This window comes from Paenibacillus sp. FSL L8-0333 (assembly GCF_037965665.1).
In the GTDB taxonomy this organism is placed as follows: Bacteria; Bacillota; Bacilli; order Paenibacillales; family Paenibacillaceae; genus Paenibacillus_AQ; species Paenibacillus_AQ odorifer.
On the sequence record NZ_CP150186.1, the window covers coordinates 1,012,146 to 1,035,994 of the forward strand.

Sequence of the window (23,849 nt, forward strand, 5' to 3'; positions counted from 1 at the left end):
GAAAAAAACAGATAATATGTGTATAAAGCATAAACAAGTAAGTGAGCAAAAGAAAGGGGGGGGCAATAAATGCGCGGCACTAAGTTGTCCCAGTTAGGTCAACAGCTTTTTTTCGTTGGTCCGGCAGTTTTGTTTTTTACCTTAATAACGATTATCCCATTTTTGATGGGGATGTATTACTCTTTCACAGATTGGAACGGTGTATCCGGTAATGTAAGTTGGGTCGGATTTCAAAACTTTTCCACTATTTTCTCAAATGACCCTGACTTCTGGTCTTCCTTTTGGTTTACGGTAAGATTTACGGTGTTAGGTGTGATTTTGACTAACGTGGTAGGCTTCTTCTTGGCTTATCTGTTAACTAAACCTTTAAAGACACGTAACATGCTTCGGACCATTTTCTTTATGCCGAACGTGATCGGGGGATTGTTGCTTGGTTTCATCTGGCAATTTATCTTCATCAAAGGGTTCGCCACTATGGGCGACCTTACAGGATGGTCCTTCTTTAATCTTCCTTGGCTCGGTGATGCCACAACAGGATTCTGGGCGATTGTAATGGTCTTTGTTTGGCAGTCTTCCGGTTATCTAATGGTTATCTACATTGCCTCGTTGAGTAACGTATCTAAAGAAGTACTAGAAGCGGCTGATATTGATGGGGCTTCCCGTTGGCAGGTGCTACGCAATATCGTAGTTCCACTAATTATGCCTGCTGTAACTATCGGATTATTCTTGGCCATTTCCTGGTCATTCAAAATGTTTGACCTTAACTTGTCCTTGACGAAGGGCGGACCGTTCAAATCGACGGAATCCGTTGCTATGAATATTTACAATGAAGCCTTCCTGAACAATCGTTACGGGCTGGGTACTGCAAAAGCGCTGCTGTTCTTTGTAATTGTAGCCATCATTACTCTGATTCAGGTCCGTATCACGAAGAGCAAGGAGGTTGAAGCGTAATGAAACCTACAGAAAAAAAGAGATGGAATATTGGCACGGAAGTGATAATGATCCTTCTGGCCCTGCTCTTTCTCTCTCCATTCTATTTCTTGCTCGCAAACTCGGTGAAATCCTTCGGTGAAATTCTGAGTGATGCGGCAAGCTGGCCAAAAGTATTTATGTGGTCGAACTATTCAACCGCCTGGAAATTAGCCCGTTTCGGTGAAGCTTTCCGAAACTCGGTTATTATCACAGTGATCAGTGTTATTCTAATCTCTCTGTTCAGTGCGATGGCATCCTATCGTATGGTTCGGGCGAATACGAAATTCAATCAGTTCTTGCTGCTTATATTTGTAGCGGCAATGGTAGTTCCGTTTCAAACGATCATGATTCCAATTTTGAAGGTCGTAAATGTTATTGGAGTAAACAACTCTTTCCTTGGTTTGATTATCACGAATCTAGGGATTAGTGTTCCGATGGCGATCTTCCTGTTCCACGGCTTTATCAAGTCCGTTCCTCTTGAAATTGAAGAGGCGGCTACAGTAGATGGATGTAATCCTATTACCGTGTTCTTCCGTATTGTGCTTCCTTTGCTGAAGCCAATGGTGATGACAACAATCGTGCTAAACGCACTTGGAATATGGAATGACTATCTGTTGCCATCCTTGATTCTTCAGGCACCAGAGCTTCGGACCATTCCACTGGCGACTTTCTCCTTCTTTGGTCAATACACCAAACAATGGGATATGGCACTTCCGGCTCTCGTAATCGGGGTCGCACCAATTATCATTTTCTACCTGTTTATGCAACGTTACATTGTTGAGGGAATAGCGGCTGGCTCGGTGAAAGGTTAACACCGAGCCCTCCGTTCCAAATATTTTTTAAGCAGTCCACTATTTTAAGGGGGAATATATAATGAAGAAGAAACACTCCGCAGTTGCTCTATCAGCAGTAATGGCAATGAGTTTAGCTCTAACGGCATGTGGTGGTAATAATAACGCTTCTAGTAACTCACAAAATGGAAGCGCTGGCACAAATTCAGGTGAAGTGAAGACCGTAAAGATCTTCCAATTCAAAACTGAAATCGTAGAAGGCCTCAATGAGCTTAAGGTTGAATTCGAAAAAGAATACCCTAACATCAAGCTGGATATCCAAACAGTTGGTGGTGGTGCGGACTACGCAGCAGCATTGAAAACTAAATTCGCTTCCGGCGATGCGCCTGATATTTTCTCCAATGGTGGATATGCAGAAATGGAACTTTGGGGAGACAAGATGGAAGATCTGTCCGACCAACCTTGGGTAAAAGATCTGATTCCTATGGCTGCAGAGCCTATGACTAAAGATGGCAAAGTATACGGTATGGCAATGAACCTTGAGGGTATCGGTATTGTGTATAACAAGGACTTGTTCGCTAAAGCGGGAATCACTGAAACTCCAAAAACATTGTCACAGCTTGAAGAAGCAGCTAAAAAGCTGCAAGCTATCGACGTAACTCCTTTTGGTAATGCATATCAGGAATGGTGGCTGCTAGGTAACCAAGGGATCAGCGTAGCCTTTGCACAACAAGATAATGTAGATGAATTCATCAAAGGTTTGAATGAAGGAACTGGTACAATTGTAGGAAATAAAACGTTTGAAGAGTGGAGCAAGTATCTCAAACTGACTTTACAATACGGACAAAAGAATCCTTTGACCACAGATGCTAACACTCACCTGGCAATGTTCGCAAAAGGCGAAACTGCAATGATGCAAGAAGGTAACTGGGCACAAACTCTTGTTGATAACATCACTCCTGATATGAACATTGGTATGTTCCCTATGCCAATCAATGAAGATGCTGAGAAGAATGACAAAATGACTGTTGGTATCCCTGCGAACCTTGTAGTCAACAAAGAATCCGGTTCTAAAGAAGAAGCAAAAACTTTCTTGAACTGGTTGGTAACTTCCGATATGGGTAAAGAGTATATCGTTAAAAAATGGAAATTCATCCCTGCTTTGTCCACAATCGAAGCAACACCTGAAGACATCGGTATGCTTGGAGCAGACGTATGGAACTATGTAAAAGAAAACAAAGTTTATGGCCTGCAATCCTCCAAATTCCCTGATGGTGTAACGCAAGAATTTGCCAGCGTGATCCAACAGTTCATCGCTGACAAGGTTGACGTTAACGGCTGGATGACTGGTATGCAAGCTGCATGGGACAAGCTTAAAAAATAAGTAAAGCACATTTATAGAGAAGATTTAATGGATATTAGTGGTTAACAGAAGCGCTCTCCGTATACCTCATCAATTTGAGACGGGGAGCGCTTTTTTTGGGAAACAGGGCTGAATATCAAGGGATGGGGAGAAGCGCCAATGAAACGATATGATCATGTTCAGATGGGTGTGGACTATTACCCGGAGCATTGGGATGAATCCATGTGGGAACCAGATATCAAGTTGATGAAAGAAACAGGTGTTAAAGTAGTCCGGGTTGCTGAGTTCGCATGGAGTCGACTGGAGCCAACTGAGGGGAATTACCAGTTCGAGTGGCTGGACCGCGCGCTGAACCTTTTTCATCAATATGATCTGCAGGTTGTGATGGGTACTCCAACAGCTACACCGCCAAGATGGTTAACGACGAAATTTCCAGATGTGCTTCCGGTGTTTGCTAATGGAGAGACCTTTCACCCGGGGGTACGTGGACACCGCTGCTATAACAGCACATCACTGCGTGAGTATGGCAGCCGTATTATTCTGCGTCTTGCCGAGCGTTACAGTGAACACCCGGCCGTCATAGGCTGGCAGACTGATAATGAATTTGGCATGTTGGATTGTCATTGTGACGCTTGTAATACTGCTTTTCGAGCATGGGTACAAGCTAAATACGGAACACTGGATGAGGTCAATGCAGAATGGGGAACCGTAGTTTGGAGCGGGGAGTACAGCGATTGGAATGAGCTTACCGTGCCGCTGGGCGGATCACCTCATCAGAATCCCTCTTTTCTACTGGACTTTCAGCGGTTTCAGTGGGATTCGGTGGTAGCGTTTCAGACGGCGCAGATCAATATTTTGCGTATGATTTGTCCAGAGCATTTCATAACCCATAACTTTCACAGCTATCCGCAGCGTCTCGATATGTACGCAGTGGGTGCAGATCTGGATGTGGCTGCGTTTGATTATTATCCGAATACTTCGCCAACCAAACAAGATACGACGCCTTATAGCGGAGCGCTTTCATTGGACGTAACCCGTGGCATCAAACGTCAAAACTTCTGGATTATGGAGCAGCTGAGTGGATCGCCGGGTTGTTGGATGCCGATGTGGCGAACCCCTTATCCAGGACTGATTCGTGCCTATGCATGGCAGGCGATTGCTAGAGGTGCGGATACGGTTGTTCATTTTCGCTGGAGAAGTGCAATTTCAGGAGCAGAACAATTCTGGCACGGGCTGATTGACCACAGCAATGTTCCGGGACGCAGATTAGCGGAGTTCACGCAGCTATGTCATGAGGTTAATAGGCTGAGCGACAAGCTCCAAGGAACGATGCTGAAAAACGAAGTGGCTATCCTCCATTCCCATGAAGAGAAGGCCGCACTGGATATTCAGCCGCAGGCAGAGGGCTTTGATTATTATGAGAACATTAAGCAGATTCACCGGGCGGTAACCAAGCTTGGCATCGGCTGCGATGTTATCGACCTCAGACAACCGCTTGATGGATATAAAGTAGTGATCGCTCCGAATTTATATTTGCTGGATGAGGAGATCGTACGTAATCTGGAGGATTTTGCCCTCGCTGGCGGGACCTTGCTGATCACCAACCGTAGTGGTGTCAAAAATATAAACAACATCGCACTCATGCAACCGCTGCCCGGGCAGCTGAGCTACTGTACCGGCGTTGAAGTGCTGGAGTATGATCCGATTGGCGCTGAAACACATGCCATCATGGATGCGGAGGGTAACCAATACGAATGTACGCAGTGGTGCGACATCCTCCGGCCGGTAGTGGCCCAGCCGATTGCTTGGTATGGTGATGATTTCTATCGCGGCACACCCGCTGTAACTGTTAATTCCTTCGGTAAAGGTCAGGTTTATTACTTCGGAACTCATGCGGAAGAGAAGTACTGGTCAGTTCTATTAGAGAACCTGGCTAAGGAAAAAGGGTTGTTACGCTTTGAAGGATTGCCAAACGGAGTACAAGCCTCCGTACGGACTGGAAATCAGGGAAGCTTCTTATTCCTGCTTAACCTGAGCCGCGAGTCGGTGATCGTTCCGTTGCCACGAGAATACAGCAGCCTGCTGGATAATAAGATTCGATCGGGAAAGCTCCAGCTCGAGCCGTATGGCGTAGAGGTGTTGGAGATTTGAGTGGTTTTGAGTAAAGAGGTATTGAAGTGGGTTTGGGAGTGTGGCAGGAGAGAGGAAAGTGGAGTGAGGGATGTGTGGAGTAGGGTGAAGTGAAGGTTGGTGAAGATGGAGTGAGGGATGTGTGGAGTAGGGGAAGAGCGGTGTAGGGGAATGTGTGGAGTAGGAATAGTGAAGTAAGTGGAAGTGTGGAGTAAAAAATGAGTGGAATAGGGCATGCAGAAACTTTAACAGAAGCACAACAGAAAATAGTTGCACTTCGTACACTTATTTGAAGTGTTGGAGTGTTTAATTGGTTTTAGTTGCACTTTGTGCAGCTAAAAATCGGCTTATCCCGCTGCAAGGCCATTTTCCGAGAATATAGTTGCACAGAATACACTTATATGGATAATTTCTGCCTTGCAGGCTATTTTAAGTGTACAAAGTGCAATTATTTCGTTTGACTTACTCATACTGAACTGAAGAGAGCTGCACAATGGACTCCATCATGATCAGATTTCCACATGGACTCCAACATGATCAGATTTCCGCATGGGCTCCAACATGATCAGATTTCCACATGAGGTCCATAACATGATCAGATTTCCGCATGGACTCCATCATGATCAGATTTCCACATAGACTCCCATCATGTACAGATCTACACGATCCAGCTCAGAGGTGCCGCACACTCGCAGCCAAATGCACCCAGCCAACGTACCGTACCGCACCGCCCATTTCTACACAATAGTAGCGCATACCATACTCTTACTACGTTCTAGCCGCATATTCCCAGCGAGCAATTTTTCCACAGTGGGCGGGACATTTTTAATGCAGGCGTCTAAATTGCTCCGGCGTAGTCCCGGATTGCTTGCGAAATGTGGCTACATAGTGACTGACATCGCGGAAGCCGACTAGCTGGGAGATAGCTTTTACCGTAAGATCGGGTTGGCTTACGAGCATTTCTTTGCTTTTGCGGATGCGTAAACGTACGAAGTAGGCATAAGGCGAGAGTCCGAAAGTTTGGACGAATAGGTTGTTAAGATAGCGCCCAGATACCCCTAGTTCATCGGCTAGATCGTTCAGTCCGAGATCAGGATCGCCATAATGGCTGTCCATCCATTTTAGCAGTGGCTGCAGCTTATCTACATTGCGGGAAATCGCCGTATTGTTATGAAGCTGGCCATATTTACTCAAAGTAAGCAAAAAACGATAAGCATCTGTGGAGGCGCCGAGACCAAACATATCCTGGTAGGCATCATGACGATCCAGCATTTCCTTCAGCAGATTGGGGAGAGGCGCTTCATTTTCCCAACGGTAAAAAGAATTACTATTCATCCCAAGCGTCTCCAAAATAGATTGTGCCGAATCGCCACCGAACGTTAGATAATAGGTACCCCAGTTTTTAGTGGAGGCCTCATAACGATGGGGTGTATAGGGAAGTAGTAATACGCCGCTGCCTACGGGCAAGGAAAAGGTTTTATTGTCAAAATGGATAATCCCTTCACCTTCTGAGGTCTGAAGCCAATGATACGTGTCATAGCCATCGGGGCGGGATACTTTTTCCTGATCATGATTGTGCCCCATACTGTCTAAAGTGATTGGCAAGTGCTGTCCACCTTCATGGACGAATACGATCCTGCGATGCATGATTTCGGACAATGCTATCCTCTCCTGTTAGTTCTATATTCTTATATGTATGAGATATTATTTTATATTTAAAGGGCAACCTTAACCATTTACAATAGATATATAATTATACTATAAAGGGTGTGCGAAGTGTGATTAACGATAAATTACCTAAAATTTGGTACGGTGGAGATTACAATCCGGAGCAATGGGATGCGCCTGTATGGGCTGAGGATGAACGGATGTTCAAGCTGGCGGGAATTGATGTTGCCACAATTAATGTGTTTTCCTGGGCTTTAATTCAACCTTCCGAAGATACTTATGATTTCTCCTCATTGGATGAATTAATGGATAGACTATATAAAAATGGAACTTATGTATGTCTAGCTACAGGAACAGGAGCGCATCCAGCTTGGATGGCTCACCGATATCCTGAAGTGACACGTGTCGATGTCCAGGGCAGAAAACGTAAGTTCGGTGGACGTCATAACTCCAATCCGAACAGTTCAGTTTACCGCAAGTATGCAGCGAAGCTGGCTGGTAAGCTGGCAGAACGTTACAAGGATCATCCGGCACTGGTAGCTTGGCATATTTCTAATGAATATGGTGGCTATGATTATTCCGAACAGTCCGCTGCTGCCTTCCGTGTCTGGTTGAAGGAGCGTTATGGTTCGCTGGATGCTTTGAACAAGGCTTGGAATACACGCTTTTGGGGACATACGTTTTATGATTGGGAAGAAATTGTGGTGCCAAATGAGCTGAGTGAAGAATGGAACGGTAACCGTACTAACTTCCAAGGGATCTCGTTGGACTATCGCCGTTTTATGTCTTATAGCTTGCTCGAATGTTACAAAATCGAATATGAAGCGATCAAAGAACACAGCACCAACGTACCTGTTACAACGAACCTGATGGGCTTTTATCCGGAGCTGGATTATTTTGAGTGGGCCAAGCATATGGATGTAATTTCTTGGGACAACTATCCTTCACTGGACACACCGGTCAGCTTTACAGCAATGACACATGATCTTATGCGTGGATTAAAAAATGGCCAACCGTTCATGCTGATGGAGCAAACACCGAGCCAGCAGAACTGGCAACCGTACAACTCTTTGAAACGTCCAGGCGTTATGCGCCTATGGAGTTACCAGGCTGTAGCGCGTGGTGCAGATACTGTGTTGTTCTTCCAGCTGCGTCGTTCGATAGGGGCTTGTGAAAAGTATCATGGAGCGGTAATTGAGCATGTGGGTCATGAACACACACGGGTATTCCGTGAATGTGCTGAGCTGGGCAAAGAGCTGGAGCAGCTTGGAGATCAATTACTGGATGCGCGCAGTGCAGCTAAAGTAGGGATCATTTACGATTGGGAAAATCGTTGGGCACTTGATCTATCAAGCGGTCCGTCGGTTGCCTTGGATTACGTGAATGAAGTTCACAAATATTATGATGCGCTGTATCAGCAAAATATCGAAGCCGACATGATCGGGGTTGAAGAGAACCTGTCCAAGTATGAAATTGTTATCGCACCTGTAATGTACATGGTCAAGCCAGGTTTTGCAGAGAAGGTTGAAGCCTTTGTAAAAGCGGGCGGCACATTCATTACGACTTATTTCAGCGGTATTGTTAATGAGAACGACCTTGTAACGGTTGGAGGTTATCCAGGCGAGTTGCGTAAAGTACTTGGAATTTGGGCAGAGGAAATCGATGCATTACTACCAGGTATGAGCAATGAGCTCGTGCTGGATAAAACGTGGGGTAGCTTGAGTGGTTCTTATAAATGTGATCTGCTCTGCGATCTGATCCATGCCGAAGAGGCAGAAGTTTTGGCAGAGTACGGTTCTGATTTCTATAAAGGAATGCCTGCACTGACTGTGAATAAATTTGGCGAAGGTAAAGCTTATTATGTGGCGACTAGCCCAGAAGCTGGATTCCTGCAAGGTTTCCTAGCGAATCTGTGTGCCGAAAAGAACATTCAGCCGCTGGTAACTGCACCGGAAGGTATCGAATCTGTTCAACGTGTGAAGGATGGCGTATCTTATCTGTTCTTGCTGAACCACACCGCTGGTGATTTAAGCGCCGATATTGGGGCAGCTGAGCGTACTGATCTACTGACAGGTAATGTAATCAGTGGTTCAGCTGTTGTGCCGGGTCGCGGAGTATTGATTTTGTCGGATAAAAAATAGTTGAGTCTCGTCTAACCTATATAAATTTGAAATCCCCACTACAAAACGCTTTTATGAAGCTGATCGTAGGTGGGGATTTTTTCTGTTATCTTTTGGTGTTTCAGTCGCTGCTCATTTTGCCTTCAGCCGTACCCATTGGGTTTCCGCTGCTTAAAGTAATGCTCTCCGCCAAAGTGGAATCGGATTTCAGCGTATATTGGATAATGTCATCAGCTTTCAGGTCAGCTAAGCTGATCGTGTTCTCCTGACGCGTGCCATTGTCGGAGGTCACCGTTACAATTTTGGTATCAGCATCAATTGTAATATCTGTGGTTTCCTCGGAGAAGGTTTGCTGCATCCCACCACCCTGTGGTCCACCATCTTGTCCACCGCCGTCAGGGCCACCTCCTTCCGGCATTCCCCCCTCTGGAGGTGTACCGTTATCTGAGCCTTGATCACCTTCGGGTCTTTCCGGTGGAGTACCGGCCTGACCATTTTGCATATCGGCTCCAGCCGTACCTCCAGTGCCTTGTGCGGGCGGGGAAGGCATTTCTGACGTATAGATTGTAATCGTGTTGTCGCTAATACTCTTAATCTTGCCGAAATTCATGGACATGTCGGGTCTGCCGTTTTGTTGATTGTCGTTTCCTTGAGATTGCTGTGCCTCAGTGTTATCTGCGGGTGCCGTGTTCGCTTGGTTATTGGCAACTGCTGTTCCTTCGGCCTCCGAATTCGTGCTGCAGCCAGCTAATAATAAAGAACCAAGTAGACTTCCTGAGATCATAATCGGGATTAATTTTTTCATTTATTTTCTCTCCTTAATAGTTTTAGATAGATTAGGAGGAATATATCAGATGGTTCTGAAAGGTTGCTTAAGATCAGCTGAAAGTTTGCCTAAAGAAATAGATCAAGGAAATGCTATATAATAATCATATAAGTGGGATAAAACTCTACAAAGGTAAGTCATGGTAAGACATAACCAACGTTCAGGAAAGAGGCAGTACATGAAGAATTTACTCGTAACAGGCTACCGTGCGCATGAGCTCGGTATTTTTGACAATAAACATCCGGGAATTCCTTATATCAAAAAGGCGCTGTCTAACAGATTAAAGCCGCTAATTGAAGAAGGCGTCGAATGGATTATTACCCCTGGCCAGTATGGTGTCGATCTTTGGGCTTGTGAGGTGGTATGTGAACTCAAGACTCAATATCCTGAATTGAAATTGGGGATCATTACGGCGCATACTGGACAGGAAGAGAAGTGGAAGGAAGAGAAGCAGGAGGAATACCGACGTATTATTGCGGGTGCGGACTTTTGCAGGGCGGTCAGTAATGCCCCTTATGACGGCAGCTGGCAGTTCAGGGCCAGAGATGACTTGTTGTTCCGCAAAAGTGACGGGATATTGCTCTTTTATGATGAGGATGCGGCGGAAGGCAGCCCGAAGTTTTTTAAAGAACGAGCGCTGAAGCTGCATGCAGAGGGGGACTACGAGCTGTTTCTTATTCATTCTGATGAGATTCAAAATATTGCCGATGAAGAAAATCAGCGAGATTATGAATAAAGCTACGAACGAAGACATCGCGAAATAAAAAAGCCCGAATCGGCATTGGGAAATCACCGTTACGGGCTTTAGTTTCTATTTGAACGAGAGGTGGAGAATAGGATGAGTGAGGTCAATCAAGCAGATATTTGTTATGTTATTTTGCTTAGCCCGACGAATCAAGACCGTAGAGACATGGAGATTATTCGTGGTCATGTTAAACATTTACAAGAGCTGGACCGCAAAGGACAATTAGTGCTGTGTGGTCCCTTTAGTGATTGTCCTGGCGGCATGGTTATTGTAAGAGCGAACTCACGCGAAGAAGCCGTTCTCCTTGCCGAAAAAGATCCTTACGTGCTGTCTGGCATTCGTAGCTATGAAGTGCGTACATGGAGTCTGTCCCATGAGGGAAACAGGCATTTAGGTATTGTTCCACTCCATGAATAGGTTTAATCAAATGAAGCTTTTTAGCGAAGGCGCTTTTCGCACCTTGTAATGCTGCTCATAAGCATAGGCTAGCTTGATAAGCGTGGGCTCCTGATAAGCTTTTGCTGAGAAGGTTACACCAAAGGGAGCACCGGCCGACGTGTACCCAGAAGGAACGACGAGGGACGGATATCCTGCTCTGGAAGTAATTCTGGCGCCAAAATCGGCAGGGAACAGCAGGGCATCCAGATTGTATTCTTTCATAGTGGCATCGATGCCTTCTTCCTTGCACAGCTTCAGGTCAGTCGCACGATGGCGTAAATATTGAGCTTCGCTTTGTGTGCCGGAGGAGGTATATTCCGCATCTATTAACGTAGCTTGACCAAATCTCAAAGTCTCCACAGGGTGTGCATGATTAAAATCAATAATATCCTTCAAGGTTCGCATAGGTGCTCCGGGGCCCAAATGAGATAAATAAGCATTCAGTGCTGTTTTGAATTCGTTTAATACCACCGAAGAGTAACTAATTTCGCGGGCGGTTTTAATATCCGCGGGATCAATGATGGTTGCTCCAAGCTCTCTCATCCTGTTGGCGGAAGCGTTGAACAAGGCAAGCTGCTCATCTGTTAGCTCCTCAAAATAATAATCACGTGGTATCCCAATTCTAGCTCCCTGCAAACCATTCGGATCAAGGAATACAGTATAATCCCCGTGGACTTTACCTGTATTTGTTCCCATCGCTGCATCGTGCTGATCATTGCCCAGCATGGCGTTTAGCAGCAACACGGCATCATGAACGGTTCTAGCCATAGGCCCTGCGGTGTCTTGTGTATTGGAGAGCGGCAGGATTCCTGAACGGCTGAGCAGCCCCACGGTTGGCTTAATGCCGATGATGGAGCCCAAATTACCGGGATTAAGAATCGATCCTGAAGTTTCTGTGCCAACAGAGACCGTACAGAAATTACAAGCGACAGCTACTGCTGAACCAGCACTAGAGCCGCCGGTTGGCGTAGAAATATTGTAGGGGTTAAGGACTTGCCCGCCGCGGGAGCTGTAACCGGAGGGCATGCCGTTCGTCATAAAATTGGCGAATTCGGTCATATTGGCTTTACCCATAATAATGGCTCCGGCTTCACGCAGCTTGGTAACTATAAACGCATCTTCCCCGGCAAAAGAATTCGCCAAAGCCAGCGAACCCGCACTTGTATGCATTTTGTCCCCAGTATTGATGTTATCTTTCAACAACACAGGTATCCCGTGCAGGGGGCCGCGAGGGCCATTAATTGCCCGTTCCACATCCAGAGATTCTGCGATAAACAACGCATCAGGATTAATCTCCAGTACAGAGTTAATCGTCAGGCCGTTTTTGTCGTGATCAGCAATGCGTTCATAATACATGAGAACTAGTTGTTTTGACGTAATTTCTCCGGCTTCTAATGCAGCTTGGATGTCCGGTATGGTGGCCTCTACGATTTCAAAACTCATATGCGTTCACGCTTCTTTCCCTCTAGGATATGGCTTCTCCTTCATCTAACCATAATTTGGGTGTAGTTGGTAGTTTTCTTTTTAGACTTACATTTTGATTGGCCATTTGATATATTCAGGTGTGCAATGTAATACTTTATTTTTCTAGATTAGGAGCTAAATTAAGAACATGAAAAACCACAACTTTGCTTCAAAAATTATCACTTTTTTTGTGGTGATGATAAGTTTTGCTATTTTATCTTCAAGTCAAGCCTTTGCGGACGACAGTGATCTCAAATGTTATTTGGACGGTAAGCAATTACATTTTAATGTAAGTCCTATCCTAAAAGATGGAGTTACATATGTACCCATGCGGTCGATATTTGAAGCTTTAGGCGCAACTATAAAATGGGATAATCATGCGAAGTCGGTCTCAGCGGTTAAAGGGGATATTAACATTTTTTATCTGGTCAAGGAAGGAAGAGTAATTGTAAACGCCAAAGAGCATGAGCAAGTCTTAAAGGGTATCAATTTTCAAAATAATACACTCGTCCCTCTAAGATTTATTAGCGAAGTGTTGGGTAGTAGTGTCACTTGGGATGAAGGTGCAAAATCTATTTACATAACCTCACCAGTTGCCGAGGAGAAGCTTATTGCTCCGGTTAACAGAACAATTTCAGTAGGAAGTCAAGAGCAATCAAAATCGTTATCAGATGAGAGAAACAGGTTTGTTATAAACGTAAAGCACTACGGAATTAAAAATAATCAGTTGTATAGCTTGCTCGAATTTTCTAACATGGATAATAAAGACATCTCAATAAATTTTAAGTCTGGTGATCAAAAAATCATAAAGACGTTCTCAAAGGAAAAGGATCCCATGCCGACTCTGAAAATTGAAAATTGTACGGAAGTAACCCATAAAGTAGTTATCGATAATATTGGCGGGAATATATATAAAATCCCGGAATTTTCAGTTAATCAGGCGTGTGTCAGTTCCAACCAATCCCAACAAGATGCGCTTGATGTATGGCGGAACAACAATTCCGGCCTCTCGGAATTAGGCAGTAACCTCGTGTCTGTCCGTAAATATATTCAGGATCAGACGGGTGGGCTGCAAAACTTTGTGATCCCAGCCAATAAAGCTGAACAGCTGATCTTGGTCGCCCCAGTTGGAGGGAAGGATAGGTTGGTTGTGGAGGGCAGTTATTTTGTAGGAGGTCTATCGAATAAGACTATAGAATTCCAACTAGATTATGAAGTGGTTTCCGAGCTCGATTTGGGTATTTATAGTTACATATATACGGAACCTGTATATTAAGGATCGTTTTATTAGAAAAGAGGTGTCCGAACGGCCAAAACAAATGGCTGCTCAGACACCTCTTTTGTTGTGAGTGTGTAGATTAAAGTCTGACAATTACTCCTGTGCTGCTGTAAATCCCTCTTCCGCTAAATATTCTTTAGCTTCCTCAAGCGTTTCAAACGCCATCTCCAGATTGAGGTCGGCATAGACATACCATAAATCATCCTCAAGCTTTAGGGTTAGGGTTTGGCCCTCATCATTAGTCCAGAGTGTATCGGCAGTTGCCGCAGCCTTTTTCTTTCTTTTGCTGGCTACAGGAGCATCAGGAATGTAAATAGACAGTGAGGTGATGGAGGCATCCAGCAAACTCCGCAGCTCGGATTCCGAGTAGTCGCGAATATTCACGAAGCCCTTATCGTCTGTCTCGTAGCCCCGCAGTAAGCCTGCGAACACATAGCCATTACCATTTGGATGCAGGTGAAAAGCCACGGTTTTCTTATCATGCTGGCTTTCCTCGTAGTGATAGTTCACGCGCCCAAGGGATACGTTTTTGCGTTCCAGCTGGGGGTAAGAGTCGAGAATCGCTAATTTTTGTTCAAAAGTAAGCATATACAGCCTCCGGTTTTCGGTGTGATTGTGCACATGATTATACCATGTCGATGGATCGCAGACTATTTTTTTAGTCATCAAGCGGCAGAGACAGCACGAAGGTGCAGCCTTTGTCTGAGTGCGCCTCAAGCACGAGGCTTCCATTCATAGATTCGGCCAACAGACGGCTGAAGGTTAGGCCGAGTCCTAGACCACGCAGTGTGCTCTGCTTGTCGCTGCCCCGGAAGAAGGCTTCGAAGACATGCTCACTATGATTGGATGAGATGCCAAGCCCATTATCTTGAACACGGATTTCGGCAAAGCCATGACCTTGCTGCTCCAGCAGTTCTATCGTAAGCTGCACCCTTCGATCAGGAGCTTTGGCTTGTACGCTGTTATTAAGTAGATTGACGATAATCTGCTGGATACGAAGGGAGTCCCCACGCAAAAACAAGGGATTGATCGGCATATGGAGCACGGGTTCAGCAACTTCTTCCGCCTGTGTCAGCTTCCATTGATATACGATTTCGGATATCAGGGGTACGGCATCCAGTCGGTCGTGACGAACGGAAACCATTCCTGCAGTCAGGGCATTGTAATCCAGAAGGTCGGCTACCATTCGCTGCAACCGCCCAGCCTCCAGCAGGGCAATATCCAGAAATTCCACAGCTTCATCACCTTCAACGACCCCTTCGCGGACGGCATGCACCAGGCCTTTAATAGAAGTTACGGGTGTTTTCAACTCATGGGAGACTCCGGCCAGCATTACGGCTCGAGACTGCTCAAATTGCTGTAACTTGCCTGCCATCTCTTCAAAAGACATCATCAGCTCATGAATTTCCCGCTCTTTAGCATCCTTATCTAGAACGATATCATAACGGCCATGGCTGATTTGAGCCGCTGCCTCGACTACCTTCTGAATGGGTTTTGCCAGTTTACGAGATAAGAGGTAAATGGTTAGCCAACTTAAGATGATTAGAAACAGCAGCAGTATGGAGAAAAATATGATCTCCTCCTGTGGAATATGCCGCAGCGATTTTTTGGATTGCAGAACAATAACCTGTCCCAGCGTTTCGTCATTCGAATTTATGGGAGCCACAGCAGCTTTAAACTCCGGACTGCGGGAGTCGTTCAGGCTATCATTAAGCTTATATCTCATTTCCTTGTCAGTTAGAGGTGGCAGGGAGAATAGCATTTGACCTTGTTGATCGGTAATGATCACGCACATCTCTATGGTTAACTTGAAAAACCGTTTCCGGTCTTCGATCAGCTTTTCGAGATTTTGGCTGATTTCAATGGAGCCTTCCATATTTAAGCTGCGATCTGCAATCTCCTGTGCCAAAAGCCCCGCAGTCTGCAGACGATTGCTCATAGCCTCCTGACGGATCCACCATAATGTAGCTAAAGCTGTGAGGAGCAGGCCTACACTAATAATGAGCAGATAACGTATCGTCCAGTAAGAAAGGATAGAGGTGCGTTTGGCGTTGTTTCTCTTTAAGTTGTCCATAATTGATATCCCGTCCCCCTTAGGGTACGGATTTCCCCCTCACTAGTAGGCCAGTGCGACAACGCTTGGCGTAGTCTTTTGATCGACAAATCTACCGCCCGGTCGCTTCCTTCATAATCCATTTCCCATACAAATTCTATTAATTGCTCACGCGTACAAATCTGATTAGGCCTTTCAGCGAGAAATAACAGCACTGACATATCCCGAGGACTAAGACTCAGCTCAGCCCCATTCAAAAAGACAGCACGTGCTGTGAAGTCGATAAACAAACTGCCATAATGCCGTTTGCGGCTGCCATCTGACCACTGCGAGGGACGGCGTAAGACAGCGTTCACGCGTGCCACCACTTCCTCGGGAATAAAAGGTTTAGACATATAATCATCCGCACCACCGTCGAGGCCGGCTAGCCGGTCATTGATCCCATCTCTTGCCGTCAGCATGATCACAGGGCAGCTGCTTTTTTCACGGATGAGCTTAAGCAGTTCAAAGCCGTCCATGTTTGGCAGCATGATGTCTAGTAATACTAATGAAGGAGGAGATATAGCAAAAGACTCCAGCGCAGCGCGTCCATCGGCTACACGGGTGACTTGAAAGCCTGCTTTTTTCAGATAAGCACTGAGGACCCTAGAGATGGCTTCTTCATCTTCTACAACAAGAATGGATTTCGTCAAATTGGAGTACCTCCAGTCCATAAAATTTACGACAAGTTTAACACATCATAGCCCGTTCTGCTCTGACTTCTTCCCGACATATTGCTTTGTTAGAATGAGGGACGAGCTTGAAAGCATACAGAAATTATGAATATTGGAGGGAACAGGATGAAGAGAAAAAGAATAGCCTTGATCGCTGCAGGAGTTATTATCGTAGGAGTAGTCACAGGTTATACATTACTGGATAAATCGCTGGGCAATAATGTAGAGATCGAGTCCGTGATTCCAAATCAAGCAACAGCAGCAGGTGCTGGAGAGACAACAAATAACACTGGAGCATCAGCAGGGGTGGCGGTCACAGCCGAACAATTAAACGGGGATTGGACCCTTGCGGAGACCTCTAAAGTCTATTGGTCAGTGACGACCTCTAAAGAAACAGTAAACTTCGTAGACAACAAAGTTCAGGGTACCTGGAAGGTAAATATAGAGGATTCTACTTCGATGGCCGGGGAAGGGACAGTGGATATGAGCGCTCTGGATTCTGGCAATAGCCAACGGGACGAGCATGTAAAAGGAGAGGATTTTCTATCCGTTACGGAATTTCCACAATCCACGTTTGTAGTGAAGGCATTTTCGGAGCTGCCGGCAGAATGGACTGAAGGAGCAACTGTGCCTGTTGAAATGCAGGGGACGCTTACCGTAAAAGGAGTAGAAAAGGACGTCACCTTTCAGTCGCAAGCGGCGTATAGCGGGGGACAGTTGATGTTGTCGGGAACGACAACAGTAGCCTTTTCTGACTTTGGTCTAAGCAATCCCCACACCGTTGTGCTGGATACAGAAAATAATCTTGAGGTTCGCTTGGAGCTTGTGCTGACAAAATAGTAGCTCTTCCGTAAGGATAACGCTGCTGTGAATTTTATAGAGAGACTGTACTGAAGAGATTTTCCCAGGCCGTGTTGGCGTTTGGGAGAGTCTCTTTGGTTTGGAATGAATTGTATGTTTTAATAGTAGTATCTGTCGAATAACTAGCAATAGTGGAGGTGTTCTTTATGATCAAGGTGGCGGCAGCAATTATACATAATGTAGAAGGGCAGATTCTTATTGCCCGGCGGCGGCAAGGTAAATCGCAGGCAGGTCTGTGGGAATTTCCTGGTGGCAAAATAGAGCAGGATGAGAGCATCGCAGAGTGTCTGCAAAGAGAGCTTCAGGAAGAGATGGGGATCACAATCCTTCCCTATGAGAGCTTTGGCATAAACGAGCATAACTATGGAGAGATAAAGATCCAATTGATTGCTTGGAAAGCGCGGTATCAGGGAGGTGTAATTGATCTGGTGGATCACGACGAACATAGGTGGGTGCTTCCGGCTGAGCTGGGTCAGTTCATGTTTGCTCCGGCAGATCTTCCTTTTGTAGAACGTCTACTGATGGAATCAAAGCCGGATTGAAGGGAGATAGAATATAATATAGAAGAAAGGAAGAGCTTAAATGCCTGTATATGAAAAGCTAGTGCGTGACGGCATCCCCGATTTGATAGCTTCTCAAGGGAAAGATTCTAACACAAGGATATTAGAGTCCAAAGAATACATAACTGAACTACGTAAAAAATTGCAAGAAGAGTCGGAGGAATATTTTCAGGCAGCAAGTGATGAAGAAGCTTTGGAGGAGCTTGCCGATATGCTGGAAGTGATTCAGGCTCTGGCGGAGACACATGGGAGCAATAGCATGGAGCTGGAGAAGCAACGTGCAGAGAAAGCTAAACGTCGCGGTGGATTTAAGAAGGGGATATATCTGATTGAAGTGGAAGGAGAATAACGGGGAGATTATTTTTCCGCACAAGGAGGGTAAAACGTTGTTCAAAACCAAACTGACGATGATCTTAAGCAGTGTGGTGGCCTTGATTCCTGTAGCTATTTATTTATTCCTTTATTCCAAAATGCCGGATACCGTCCCGATTCATTATGATGGGAACATGGCTGATCGATTTGTAAGTAAAGCTAGTCTGGAGGTTATTTTGCAAAGCGGGCTGGGTTGTTTGGGATTCATAATTATGAAGCTTTTACAGTTCCTTTTGCAAAAAGCGTTTATTCAAAGCTCTAACGAGCACTCAGCGGCTTTGAGCAAGATCTGGAATATTGCTATTTTGGTGGTGACGGTGGTGTTTGCTGGCATCAGTTCCTATACATTCATTAGAATGGTCTGATAGAATTAAAGAGACTTAGCAGAAGGATTAGGAGGAACATGCAAATGAAAATGGACAACGCTTACAAGGTGAGATGGGGAATTATTAGCACAGGCTGGATTGCTCATCAATTTGTTACTGATTTGGCGCATGCCAGTAATGGTGTGGCTTATGCCGTTGGGTCAAGATCTCAGGAAAGTGCCGATGAATTTGCTAAAAATCATGGGATTCCGCATGCCTATGCAACCTATGAGGAATTGCTGAATGACCCAAATGTAGACGCGGTATATATTGGAACTCCGCATCCTTTTCACAAAGAAAATGCTTTAATGGCGCTGCGTGCAGGCAAAGCTGTCCTGTGTGAGAAACCTTTTACCGTAAATAGCGGTGAATTGGAAGAAGTTGTGGCCTATGCTAGAGCGCATAAGCTATTCCTGATGGAGGCAATGTGGAGTCGCTACATCCCGGCGATTGTAAAGGTTAGAGAATGGATTGCTGAGGGCAAGATCGGTGATGTTCGTTTGGTGAAGGCAGACCTAGGGTTTCGTACCGACTGGAACCCGGAAGGCAGATTGCTGAATCCGAAGCTGGGCGGGGGTGCGCTGCTGGATGTGGGGATTTATCCGGTTTCTTTTGCCTCCATGGTGTTTGGACCTCATCCTGAGTCTATTTCCAGCACAGTGCACATAGGTGAGACTGGAGTGGACGAGCATTTCTCGATGCTGTTGTCATATGGTAACGGGAAAACCGCTTCGTTGAACGGTGGTATTCGTCTTAACATGTTGGAGGAAGCGCATGTGTTTGGCACAGAAGGCCGTATTATTGTAGAGGGTACATTAGTGAACCCGAAATCGGCTGCGCTTTATATAGGAGATGAGAAGGTAGAGAGCTTTGTGGATGACCGTGCTTCTATTGGATATTGTTTTGAAGCGGAGGAAGTAGGACGGTGTCTTCAGGCAGGGCTTACAGAGAGTCCGGTGATGACATTGGATGAATCGTTAGCGATTCTGAAACTGCTGGATCAAGTGCGTGCACAGTGGGGGCTTAAATACCCTGGAGAGTAATTAAAATATAAATTAAACACCCCTCGGTGTAGTGCTGCACAAGTAGCTCCGAGGGGTGTTGTTATATTAACTAAGCTGCGCTAGTTCTGATTATTGGCGTTTTTGCCTGCCTGAACCCAGCCGGCCACTTCAACGGTACGCTTCGCTTGATGAAAAACAGCGTCACGGATCCGATCCTGATCTTCGATCATTTTACCGTCTCCATCTACGCTGACACTTGTTCCGTAAGGGTTGCCTCCCGCACCGAATGTGACTGGATCAGTATAACCGGGTGCTGCAACAATTGCTCCCCAGTGATACATCGACGTGTAGAGTGCCAAAATCGTAGCTTCTTGTCCACCATGCGGGTTCTGTGCTGAGCTCATGGCGCTGACGACTTTGTTTACTGTTAGTCCTTTGCCCCAAATGCCACCGGTTGTATCAATGAACTGCTTCATCTGGGAAGCAATGTTACCGTAACGGGTTGGGGAACTGAAAATAATCGCATCTGCTTCGACTATATCGTCGGGTGTGGCGACTGGGATATCTTTTGTTTCTTCAGCTAGGGCCTTCATGGCTGGATTTGCGGCGATTTTATCCTCGGGGACCAGTTCCTGCACCTTCAGCAGTTTTACCTCAGCTCCTGCTTTTTCTGCGCTTTCCGCGGCCCATTGTGCTAGCTGGTAGTTAGTTCCTGTGGCACTGTAGTAGATGACAGCTAATTTGATTTTTGACATGCTGTAGTCATTCCCTTCGAGTGTAGTTCCATACTATTAATTACCCTAATGGTGTCTTTATAACCCAGACTGAAATCAATCTATTCGAACTGGACAGACAGGTGTCCACTTTGCCTGTGTATACTAAGTTCAATCACAGGAAATGAGGGAGAATGATGAATACTTATTTTGTAGAGAAAGCAAAAATGACCTTGGCTGGGGTTAGCATACGCACAACTAATGAAGTGGAAATGGGACCTGATGGTGGTTTGCCGCAGCTGTGGGAAACTTATTTTCAGAGTAATATTGCGGGGCAGGTAGCTACGGTAAATTCTGAGTATATCTATGCGTTGTATACGGATTATGAGAGTGATGCGAGCGGAGCGTATACCGTTGTGATCGGGCATGAAGTAGCTGAGGAGAGACATTTAGAGGGAAACCAGCTAGAGGAAAACGGGCTAGAGGAAAGCGAGCTAGAGGAAAGCGAACTAGAGGAAAACGAGCTAGAGAAAAGCGAGCTAGAGGAAAGCGAACTAGAGGAAAACGAGCTAGAGAAAAGCGAGCTAGAGGAAAACGAGCTAGAGGAAAGCGAACTAGAGAAAAACCAACTAGAGGAAAGTCAACTAGTGGAAAACCAACTAGAGAAAAACCGACTGGAGGAAAGCCAACTAGAGGAAACCCAGTTCACCTATGCGGCTGTACCGGAGAGCAGATACATGGTTTTTACGACGAAAAAAGGTCCGGTATTTGAAGTAGTCGCGCAAGCGTGGGGGGAGATTTGGGCGTACTTTAAGCAGTCTAGGGAGGCAAGAACTTACACGGGGGATTTTGAGATTTATGATTCGCGAAATTTTGATCCTGCTGACACGCAGGTTGAGATTTATATTGCGATTGAATAGATTAGGGGAAAGATGGTTTTTATGTGCTTAGTGGGTTAAGTGCTTGAAAAGTTTTATTTTATAGGAAATTGTTTAAAGGGAAGTATTTTAGAGGGAAAAAGGGGTTTAAGGGAGTTGCTTCTGATAGTAGTACCAAGCAACTTTCGAGAGAAAGGGGGCTGCCGAGAGGTAGTCCCTTTTTCCGTTGGCGTAGCGGATACCGCGATGAAGGGGTACTTGACGGTAGAAGAGAATATAAACAAATTAAAAGAATACATACATTTGAAAAGATTATATACATCTAAAAAAATATGTACATCAGTAAAAAATAATGAACAACGACTCTTATCTCATATGGGGATGTGTTGTTAATCCTTGCTGAGGCTTGCATTTAGGCAGACGGGGGGAGACATAAGAGAAGCCCTAGAGTATATATACTTAACTAATGTGTCTGCGGAAAATTGTACGGTAAAAATCCCGTAGATTTGCTGGATTGGGCAGAAGTGGCGGGGATGTACGGTAGAAATCCCGCAGAATAGCTGGATTGAGACAAAGTGGCAGGAATGAACGGTATAAATCCCGTAGATTTGCTGGATTGGGCAGAAGTGGAGGGAATGAACGGGAAATATCCCGCAGAATAGCTGGATTGAGATAAAGTGGCAGGAATGAACAGTAAAAATCCCGTAGATTTGCTGGATTGGGCAGAAGTGGAGGGAATGAACGGGAAATATCCCGCAGAATAGCTGGATTGAGATAAAGTGGCAGGAATGAACGGTATAAATCCCGTAGATTTGCTGGATTGGGCAGAAGTAGAGGGAATGAACGGGAAATATCCCGTAGATTTGCTGGGTTGAGCCAAAATGGCAGGAATGAACGGTAGAAATCCCGTAGAATCGCAGGGTTAGGCGTAGGTAGCAGAGATGTACGGTAAAAATGCTCTACATCAGCTGCATAGCGTCGAATTAGTTAGAAATAAGAGCAAAAATGCTCTACATTAGCCGCATCGAGCCAAAGTAGCAAGAAAGAGAGGCAAAAGTGCCTTACATTAGCCGCAAACGCCGCTCGGACCTAGTCAAAGTTAGTTTGGTAGGGGAGCTAGTGGTACTGGGGTATTGTTAATGGAGTTAATGCGCTTATGGAACTGATCTAGTTGGTGAAACTAACGAGTTGATAGAGCTTGTGTAACTTTGTAACAGCTGGAGTTGGTGAAGTTAGTTAAACTAATGTGGTTGATAGAGCTACTCTAGTGGTAGAAACTAACGAAGTTGTTAGAGCTGAAGTAAATGGTGTAGTTGGCAAAGCTAGTTAGTTAAGCTAATGTGGTTGATGGAGCTGAAGTGATTGGTGAAGCTGATGTAGTGCATGTAGTGCATGTAGTGCATGTAGTGCATGTAGTGCATGTAGTGCATGTAGTGCATGTAGTTCGTTGAGTCGGCGGATCTGATGGAGTTGAGTAGAGATGCCCGATTAGCCAGCACACCAATATACAGAAATGGAGAATGCCAAATGGGAAAACAATTTACCGCTATACTACCAATACATGAAGAGTTTATTCTTCGGCAGCACCTTTTTTTCGTAGGGTCGGCGCCGCTTTCAGAAGATGGGCATGTTAACCTTTCGCCGAAGGGGCATGATTGTTTTCGGATTTTGTCTCCTAATCAGGTGGCCTATCTAGACATGACTGGCAGCGGTAATGAGACGAGCGCGCATCTGCTGGAAAACGGAAGAGTGACGGTTATGTTTTGTGCGTTTGAGGGGACGCCTAACATTTTAAGACTGTATGGAACAGGGGCTGTGATTTTGCCTGAATCAGCAGAATGGGAAGCACTGTCCCCTATGTTTACATCTCTGCCTGGAGCCAGACAGATCATTTTGATAGATGTTCATAAAGTGCAGACTTCCTGCGGATTTTCGGTTCCATTCATGAATTATGCGGGTGAGCGAGATACGTTGCAGCGTTGGTCTATCCAAAAGGGCGAGGCAGGTCTGAGAGAATATAGAGGAGAGAAGAACACTAAGAGTATAGACGGGCTACCCACACCTCTTGGACAAAAACTGACTAGACAGGATCTCCCATACTCATGACCAATAGAAGGAACATACAACCCATAGGATTATTCACCCAAGACGCTAGAAGCTTCCCGCGACTTTCAAGGTAGTTCACCCAAGTTGCTAAAGTTTCCCGCAACTCTCAGGGTCGTTCACCCAAGAAGCTAGAAGTTTATCGCGACTCTCAAGGACGTTCACCCAAGTTGCTAAAGTTTCCCGCAACTCTCAAGGTCGTTCACCCAAGTCACTAGAAGCTTCCCGCGACTCTCAAGGTAGTTTTCCGCAACTCTCAGGGTCGTTCATCCAAGTCGCTAGAAGTTTATCGCGACTCTCAAGGACGTTCACCCAAGTTGCTAAAGTTTCCCGCAACTCTCAAGGTCCTTCATCCAAGTCGCTAGAAGGTTCTCACTACTCCCAGGGTCGTTCACCTAAGTCGTCAGAAGGTGACACCCTACACTCAGAGT

Annotated in this window: 22 protein-coding genes; 15 read left to right on the forward strand and 7 right to left on the reverse strand. The window is 45.5% G+C overall.

The window, feature by feature from the left end; all coding sequences use genetic code 11:
• Window positions 1-69: 69 nt before the first annotated feature.
• From NYE72_RS04360 to NYE72_RS04375, 4 genes are all read left to right on the forward strand, one after another.
• A complete protein-coding gene (locus tag NYE72_RS04360) occupies window positions 70-951 on the forward strand; it encodes a sugar ABC transporter permease (RefSeq protein ID WP_036680772.1) in 882 nt (293 codons plus the stop codon).
• Window positions 951-1,784, forward strand: coding sequence for a carbohydrate ABC transporter permease (locus tag NYE72_RS04365; protein ID WP_036680774.1), 834 nt, complete (start codon window positions 951-953; stop codon window positions 1,782-1,784). The genes NYE72_RS04360 and NYE72_RS04365 overlap by 1 nt, the downstream gene beginning before the upstream one ends.
• A 61-nt stretch (window positions 1,785-1,845) precedes the next feature.
• Window positions 1,846-3,147, forward strand: coding sequence for an extracellular solute-binding protein (locus NYE72_RS04370; RefSeq protein ID WP_094902687.1), 1,302 nt, complete (start codon window positions 1,846-1,848; stop codon window positions 3,145-3,147).
• 138 nt (window positions 3,148-3,285) lie between these two features.
• The gene (locus NYE72_RS04375) at window positions 3,286-5,277 is read left to right on the forward strand and encodes a beta-galactosidase (protein WP_076099538.1); all 1,992 of its coding nucleotides are present in this window, start codon (window positions 3,286-3,288) and stop codon (window positions 5,275-5,277) included.
• An 804-nt stretch (window positions 5,278-6,081) separates the two neighbouring features.
• Here the strand turns inward: NYE72_RS04375 and NYE72_RS04380 are convergent.
• The gene (locus NYE72_RS04380) at window positions 6,082-6,915 is read right to left on the reverse strand and encodes an AraC family transcriptional regulator (protein ID WP_235219448.1); all 834 of its coding nucleotides are present in this window, start codon (window positions 6,913-6,915) and stop codon (window positions 6,082-6,084) included.
• A 119-nt stretch (window positions 6,916-7,034) separates the two neighbouring features.
• On the opposite strand from NYE72_RS04380, the gene NYE72_RS04385 reads away from it, so the two are divergent.
• Window positions 7,035-9,065 carry a beta-galactosidase gene (locus NYE72_RS04385; protein WP_076099539.1) on the forward strand — a complete coding sequence of 677 codons (2,031 nt, stop codon included), beginning with the start codon at window positions 7,035-7,037 and terminating at the stop codon, window positions 9,063-9,065.
• A gap of 100 nt (window positions 9,066-9,165) precedes the next feature.
• On the opposite strand, the gene NYE72_RS04390 is transcribed toward NYE72_RS04385, so the two are convergent.
• The gene (locus tag NYE72_RS04390) at window positions 9,166-9,849 is read right to left on the reverse strand and encodes a hypothetical protein (protein WP_076099540.1); all 684 of its coding nucleotides are present in this window, start codon (window positions 9,847-9,849) and stop codon (window positions 9,166-9,168) included.
• 199 nt (window positions 9,850-10,048) lie between these two features.
• Here NYE72_RS04390 and NYE72_RS04395 point away from each other — a divergent pair, with 199 nt between their 5' ends.
• On the forward strand, window positions 10,049-10,606 hold the full coding sequence (locus NYE72_RS04395; protein ID WP_036680784.1) for a DUF1273 domain-containing protein: 558 nt from the start codon (window positions 10,049-10,051) through the stop codon (window positions 10,604-10,606).
• Window positions 10,607-10,708: 102 nt separating this feature from the next.
• Entirely contained in the window at window positions 10,709-11,032 is a 324-nt protein-coding gene (locus NYE72_RS04400) for a YciI family protein (RefSeq protein WP_081382497.1), read from the forward strand.
• A gap of 6 nt (window positions 11,033-11,038) precedes the next feature.
• Here NYE72_RS04400 and NYE72_RS04405 read toward each other — a convergent pair whose 3' ends face one another.
• The gene (locus NYE72_RS04405) at window positions 11,039-12,496 is read right to left on the reverse strand and encodes an amidase family protein (protein WP_076099541.1); all 1,458 of its coding nucleotides are present in this window, start codon (window positions 12,494-12,496) and stop codon (window positions 11,039-11,041) included.
• 169 nt (window positions 12,497-12,665) lie between these two features.
• Here NYE72_RS04405 and NYE72_RS04410 point away from each other — a divergent pair, with 169 nt between their 5' ends.
• The gene (locus NYE72_RS04410) at window positions 12,666-13,793 is read left to right on the forward strand and encodes a copper amine oxidase N-terminal domain-containing protein (RefSeq protein ID WP_076099542.1); all 1,128 of its coding nucleotides are present in this window, start codon (window positions 12,666-12,668) and stop codon (window positions 13,791-13,793) included.
• Between the two features lie 96 nt (window positions 13,794-13,889).
• Here the strand turns inward: NYE72_RS04410 and NYE72_RS04415 are convergent, their stop codons facing one another.
• From NYE72_RS04415 to NYE72_RS04425, 3 genes are all read right to left on the reverse strand, one after another.
• Window positions 13,890-14,384: a hypothetical protein gene (locus tag NYE72_RS04415; protein WP_076099543.1), complete on the reverse strand. Its 495-nt coding sequence runs from the start codon at window positions 14,382-14,384 to the stop codon at window positions 13,890-13,892.
• A gap of 70 nt (window positions 14,385-14,454) precedes the next feature.
• Window positions 14,455-15,870: a HAMP domain-containing sensor histidine kinase gene (locus NYE72_RS04420; RefSeq protein ID WP_076099544.1), complete on the reverse strand. Its 1,416-nt coding sequence runs from the start codon at window positions 15,868-15,870 to the stop codon at window positions 14,455-14,457.
• Window positions 15,858-16,541, reverse strand: coding sequence for a response regulator transcription factor (locus tag NYE72_RS04425; RefSeq protein WP_232061150.1), 684 nt, complete (start codon window positions 16,539-16,541; stop codon window positions 15,858-15,860). Before NYE72_RS04425 ends, NYE72_RS04420 begins: the two co-directional genes overlap by 13 nt.
• 147 nt (window positions 16,542-16,688) lie before the next feature.
• Here NYE72_RS04425 and NYE72_RS04430 point away from each other — a divergent pair, with 147 nt between their 5' ends.
• From NYE72_RS04430 to NYE72_RS04450, 5 genes are all read left to right on the forward strand, one after another.
• Complete coding sequence (locus NYE72_RS04430; protein WP_076099545.1) at window positions 16,689-17,402, forward strand: YceI family protein; 714 nt, start codon at window positions 16,689-16,691, stop codon at window positions 17,400-17,402.
• Window positions 17,403-17,569: 167 nt separating this feature from the next.
• Window positions 17,570-17,965 carry a (deoxy)nucleoside triphosphate pyrophosphohydrolase gene (locus NYE72_RS04435; RefSeq protein ID WP_036680800.1) on the forward strand — a complete coding sequence of 132 codons (396 nt, stop codon included), beginning with the start codon at window positions 17,570-17,572 and terminating at the stop codon, window positions 17,963-17,965.
• Window positions 17,966-18,005: 40 nt separating this feature from the next.
• Window positions 18,006-18,332 (forward strand): nucleoside triphosphate pyrophosphohydrolase, encoded by a 327-nt coding sequence (locus NYE72_RS04440; protein WP_076224966.1) that lies wholly within the window; start codon window positions 18,006-18,008, stop codon window positions 18,330-18,332.
• A 37-nt stretch (window positions 18,333-18,369) separates the two neighbouring features.
• A complete protein-coding gene (locus NYE72_RS04445; RefSeq protein WP_081387265.1) occupies window positions 18,370-18,720 on the forward strand; it encodes a DUF1648 domain-containing protein in 351 nt (116 codons plus the stop codon).
• 50 nt (window positions 18,721-18,770) lie between these two features.
• Window positions 18,771-19,763 carry a Gfo/Idh/MocA family oxidoreductase gene (locus NYE72_RS04450; RefSeq protein WP_036680866.1) on the forward strand — a complete coding sequence of 331 codons (993 nt, stop codon included), beginning with the start codon at window positions 18,771-18,773 and terminating at the stop codon, window positions 19,761-19,763.
• A gap of 80 nt (window positions 19,764-19,843) precedes the next feature.
• On the opposite strand, the gene wrbA is transcribed toward NYE72_RS04450, so the two are convergent.
• Window positions 19,844-20,479 carry an NAD(P)H:quinone oxidoreductase type IV gene (gene wrbA / locus NYE72_RS04455; RefSeq protein ID WP_036680804.1) on the reverse strand — a complete coding sequence of 212 codons (636 nt, stop codon included), beginning with the start codon at window positions 20,477-20,479 and terminating at the stop codon, window positions 19,844-19,846.
• 152 nt (window positions 20,480-20,631) lie between these two features.
• Here wrbA and NYE72_RS04460 point away from each other — a divergent pair, with 152 nt between their 5' ends.
• Both NYE72_RS04460 and NYE72_RS04465 read left to right on the forward strand, forming a co-directional pair.
• Window positions 20,632-21,357: an effector binding domain-containing protein gene (locus NYE72_RS04460; RefSeq protein WP_256717856.1), complete on the forward strand. Its 726-nt coding sequence runs from the start codon at window positions 20,632-20,634 to the stop codon at window positions 21,355-21,357.
• A 1,485-nt stretch (window positions 21,358-22,842) separates the two neighbouring features.
• Entirely contained in the window at window positions 22,843-23,421 is a 579-nt protein-coding gene (locus NYE72_RS04465) for a pyridoxamine 5'-phosphate oxidase family protein (RefSeq protein WP_038568865.1), read from the forward strand.
• The last annotated feature ends 428 nt before the right edge of the window (window positions 23,422-23,849 follow it).

What these genes read in the sequence shown, in the direction of transcription:
- NYE72_RS04360 (WP_036680772.1), top strand. Translation starts at nt 70, where the DNA reads ATGCGCGGCACTAAGTTGTCCCAGTTAGGTCAACAGCTTTTTTTCGTT.
- NYE72_RS04365 (WP_036680774.1), top strand. Translation starts at nt 951, where the DNA reads ATGAAACCTACAGAAAAAAAGAGATGGAATATTGGCACGGAAGTGATA.
- NYE72_RS04370 (WP_094902687.1), top strand. Translation starts at nt 1,846, where the DNA reads ATGAAGAAGAAACACTCCGCAGTTGCTCTATCAGCAGTAATGGCAATG.
- NYE72_RS04375 (WP_076099538.1), top strand. Translation starts at nt 3,286, where the DNA reads ATGAAACGATATGATCATGTTCAGATGGGTGTGGACTATTACCCGGAG.
- NYE72_RS04390 (WP_076099540.1), bottom strand. Translation starts at nt 9,849, where the DNA reads ATGAAAAAATTAATCCCGATTATGATCTCAGGAAGTCTACTTGGTTCT.
- NYE72_RS04395 (WP_036680784.1), top strand. Translation starts at nt 10,049, where the DNA reads ATGAAGAATTTACTCGTAACAGGCTACCGTGCGCATGAGCTCGGTATT.
- NYE72_RS04400 (WP_081382497.1), top strand. Translation starts at nt 10,709, where the DNA reads ATGAGTGAGGTCAATCAAGCAGATATTTGTTATGTTATTTTGCTTAGC.
- NYE72_RS04405 (WP_076099541.1), bottom strand. Translation starts at nt 12,496, where the DNA reads ATGAGTTTTGAAATCGTAGAGGCCACCATACCGGACATCCAAGCTGCA.
- NYE72_RS04410 (WP_076099542.1), top strand. Translation starts at nt 12,666, where the DNA reads ATGAAAAACCACAACTTTGCTTCAAAAATTATCACTTTTTTTGTGGTG.
- NYE72_RS04415 (WP_076099543.1), bottom strand. Translation starts at nt 14,384, where the DNA reads ATGCTTACTTTTGAACAAAAATTAGCGATTCTCGACTCTTACCCCCAG.
- NYE72_RS04420 (WP_076099544.1), bottom strand. Translation starts at nt 15,870, where the DNA reads ATGGACAACTTAAAGAGAAACAACGCCAAACGCACCTCTATCCTTTCT.
- NYE72_RS04430 (WP_076099545.1), top strand. Translation starts at nt 16,689, where the DNA reads ATGAAGAGAAAAAGAATAGCCTTGATCGCTGCAGGAGTTATTATCGTA.
- NYE72_RS04435 (WP_036680800.1), top strand. Translation starts at nt 17,570, where the DNA reads ATGATCAAGGTGGCGGCAGCAATTATACATAATGTAGAAGGGCAGATT.
- NYE72_RS04440 (WP_076224966.1), top strand. Translation starts at nt 18,006, where the DNA reads ATGCCTGTATATGAAAAGCTAGTGCGTGACGGCATCCCCGATTTGATA.
- NYE72_RS04450 (WP_036680866.1), top strand. Translation starts at nt 18,771, where the DNA reads ATGGACAACGCTTACAAGGTGAGATGGGGAATTATTAGCACAGGCTGG.
- wrbA (WP_036680804.1), bottom strand. Translation starts at nt 20,479, where the DNA reads ATGTCAAAAATCAAATTAGCTGTCATCTACTACAGTGCCACAGGAACT.
- NYE72_RS04460 (WP_256717856.1), top strand. Translation starts at nt 20,632, where the DNA reads ATGATGAATACTTATTTTGTAGAGAAAGCAAAAATGACCTTGGCTGGG.
- NYE72_RS04465 (WP_038568865.1), top strand. Translation starts at nt 22,843, where the DNA reads ATGGGAAAACAATTTACCGCTATACTACCAATACATGAAGAGTTTATT.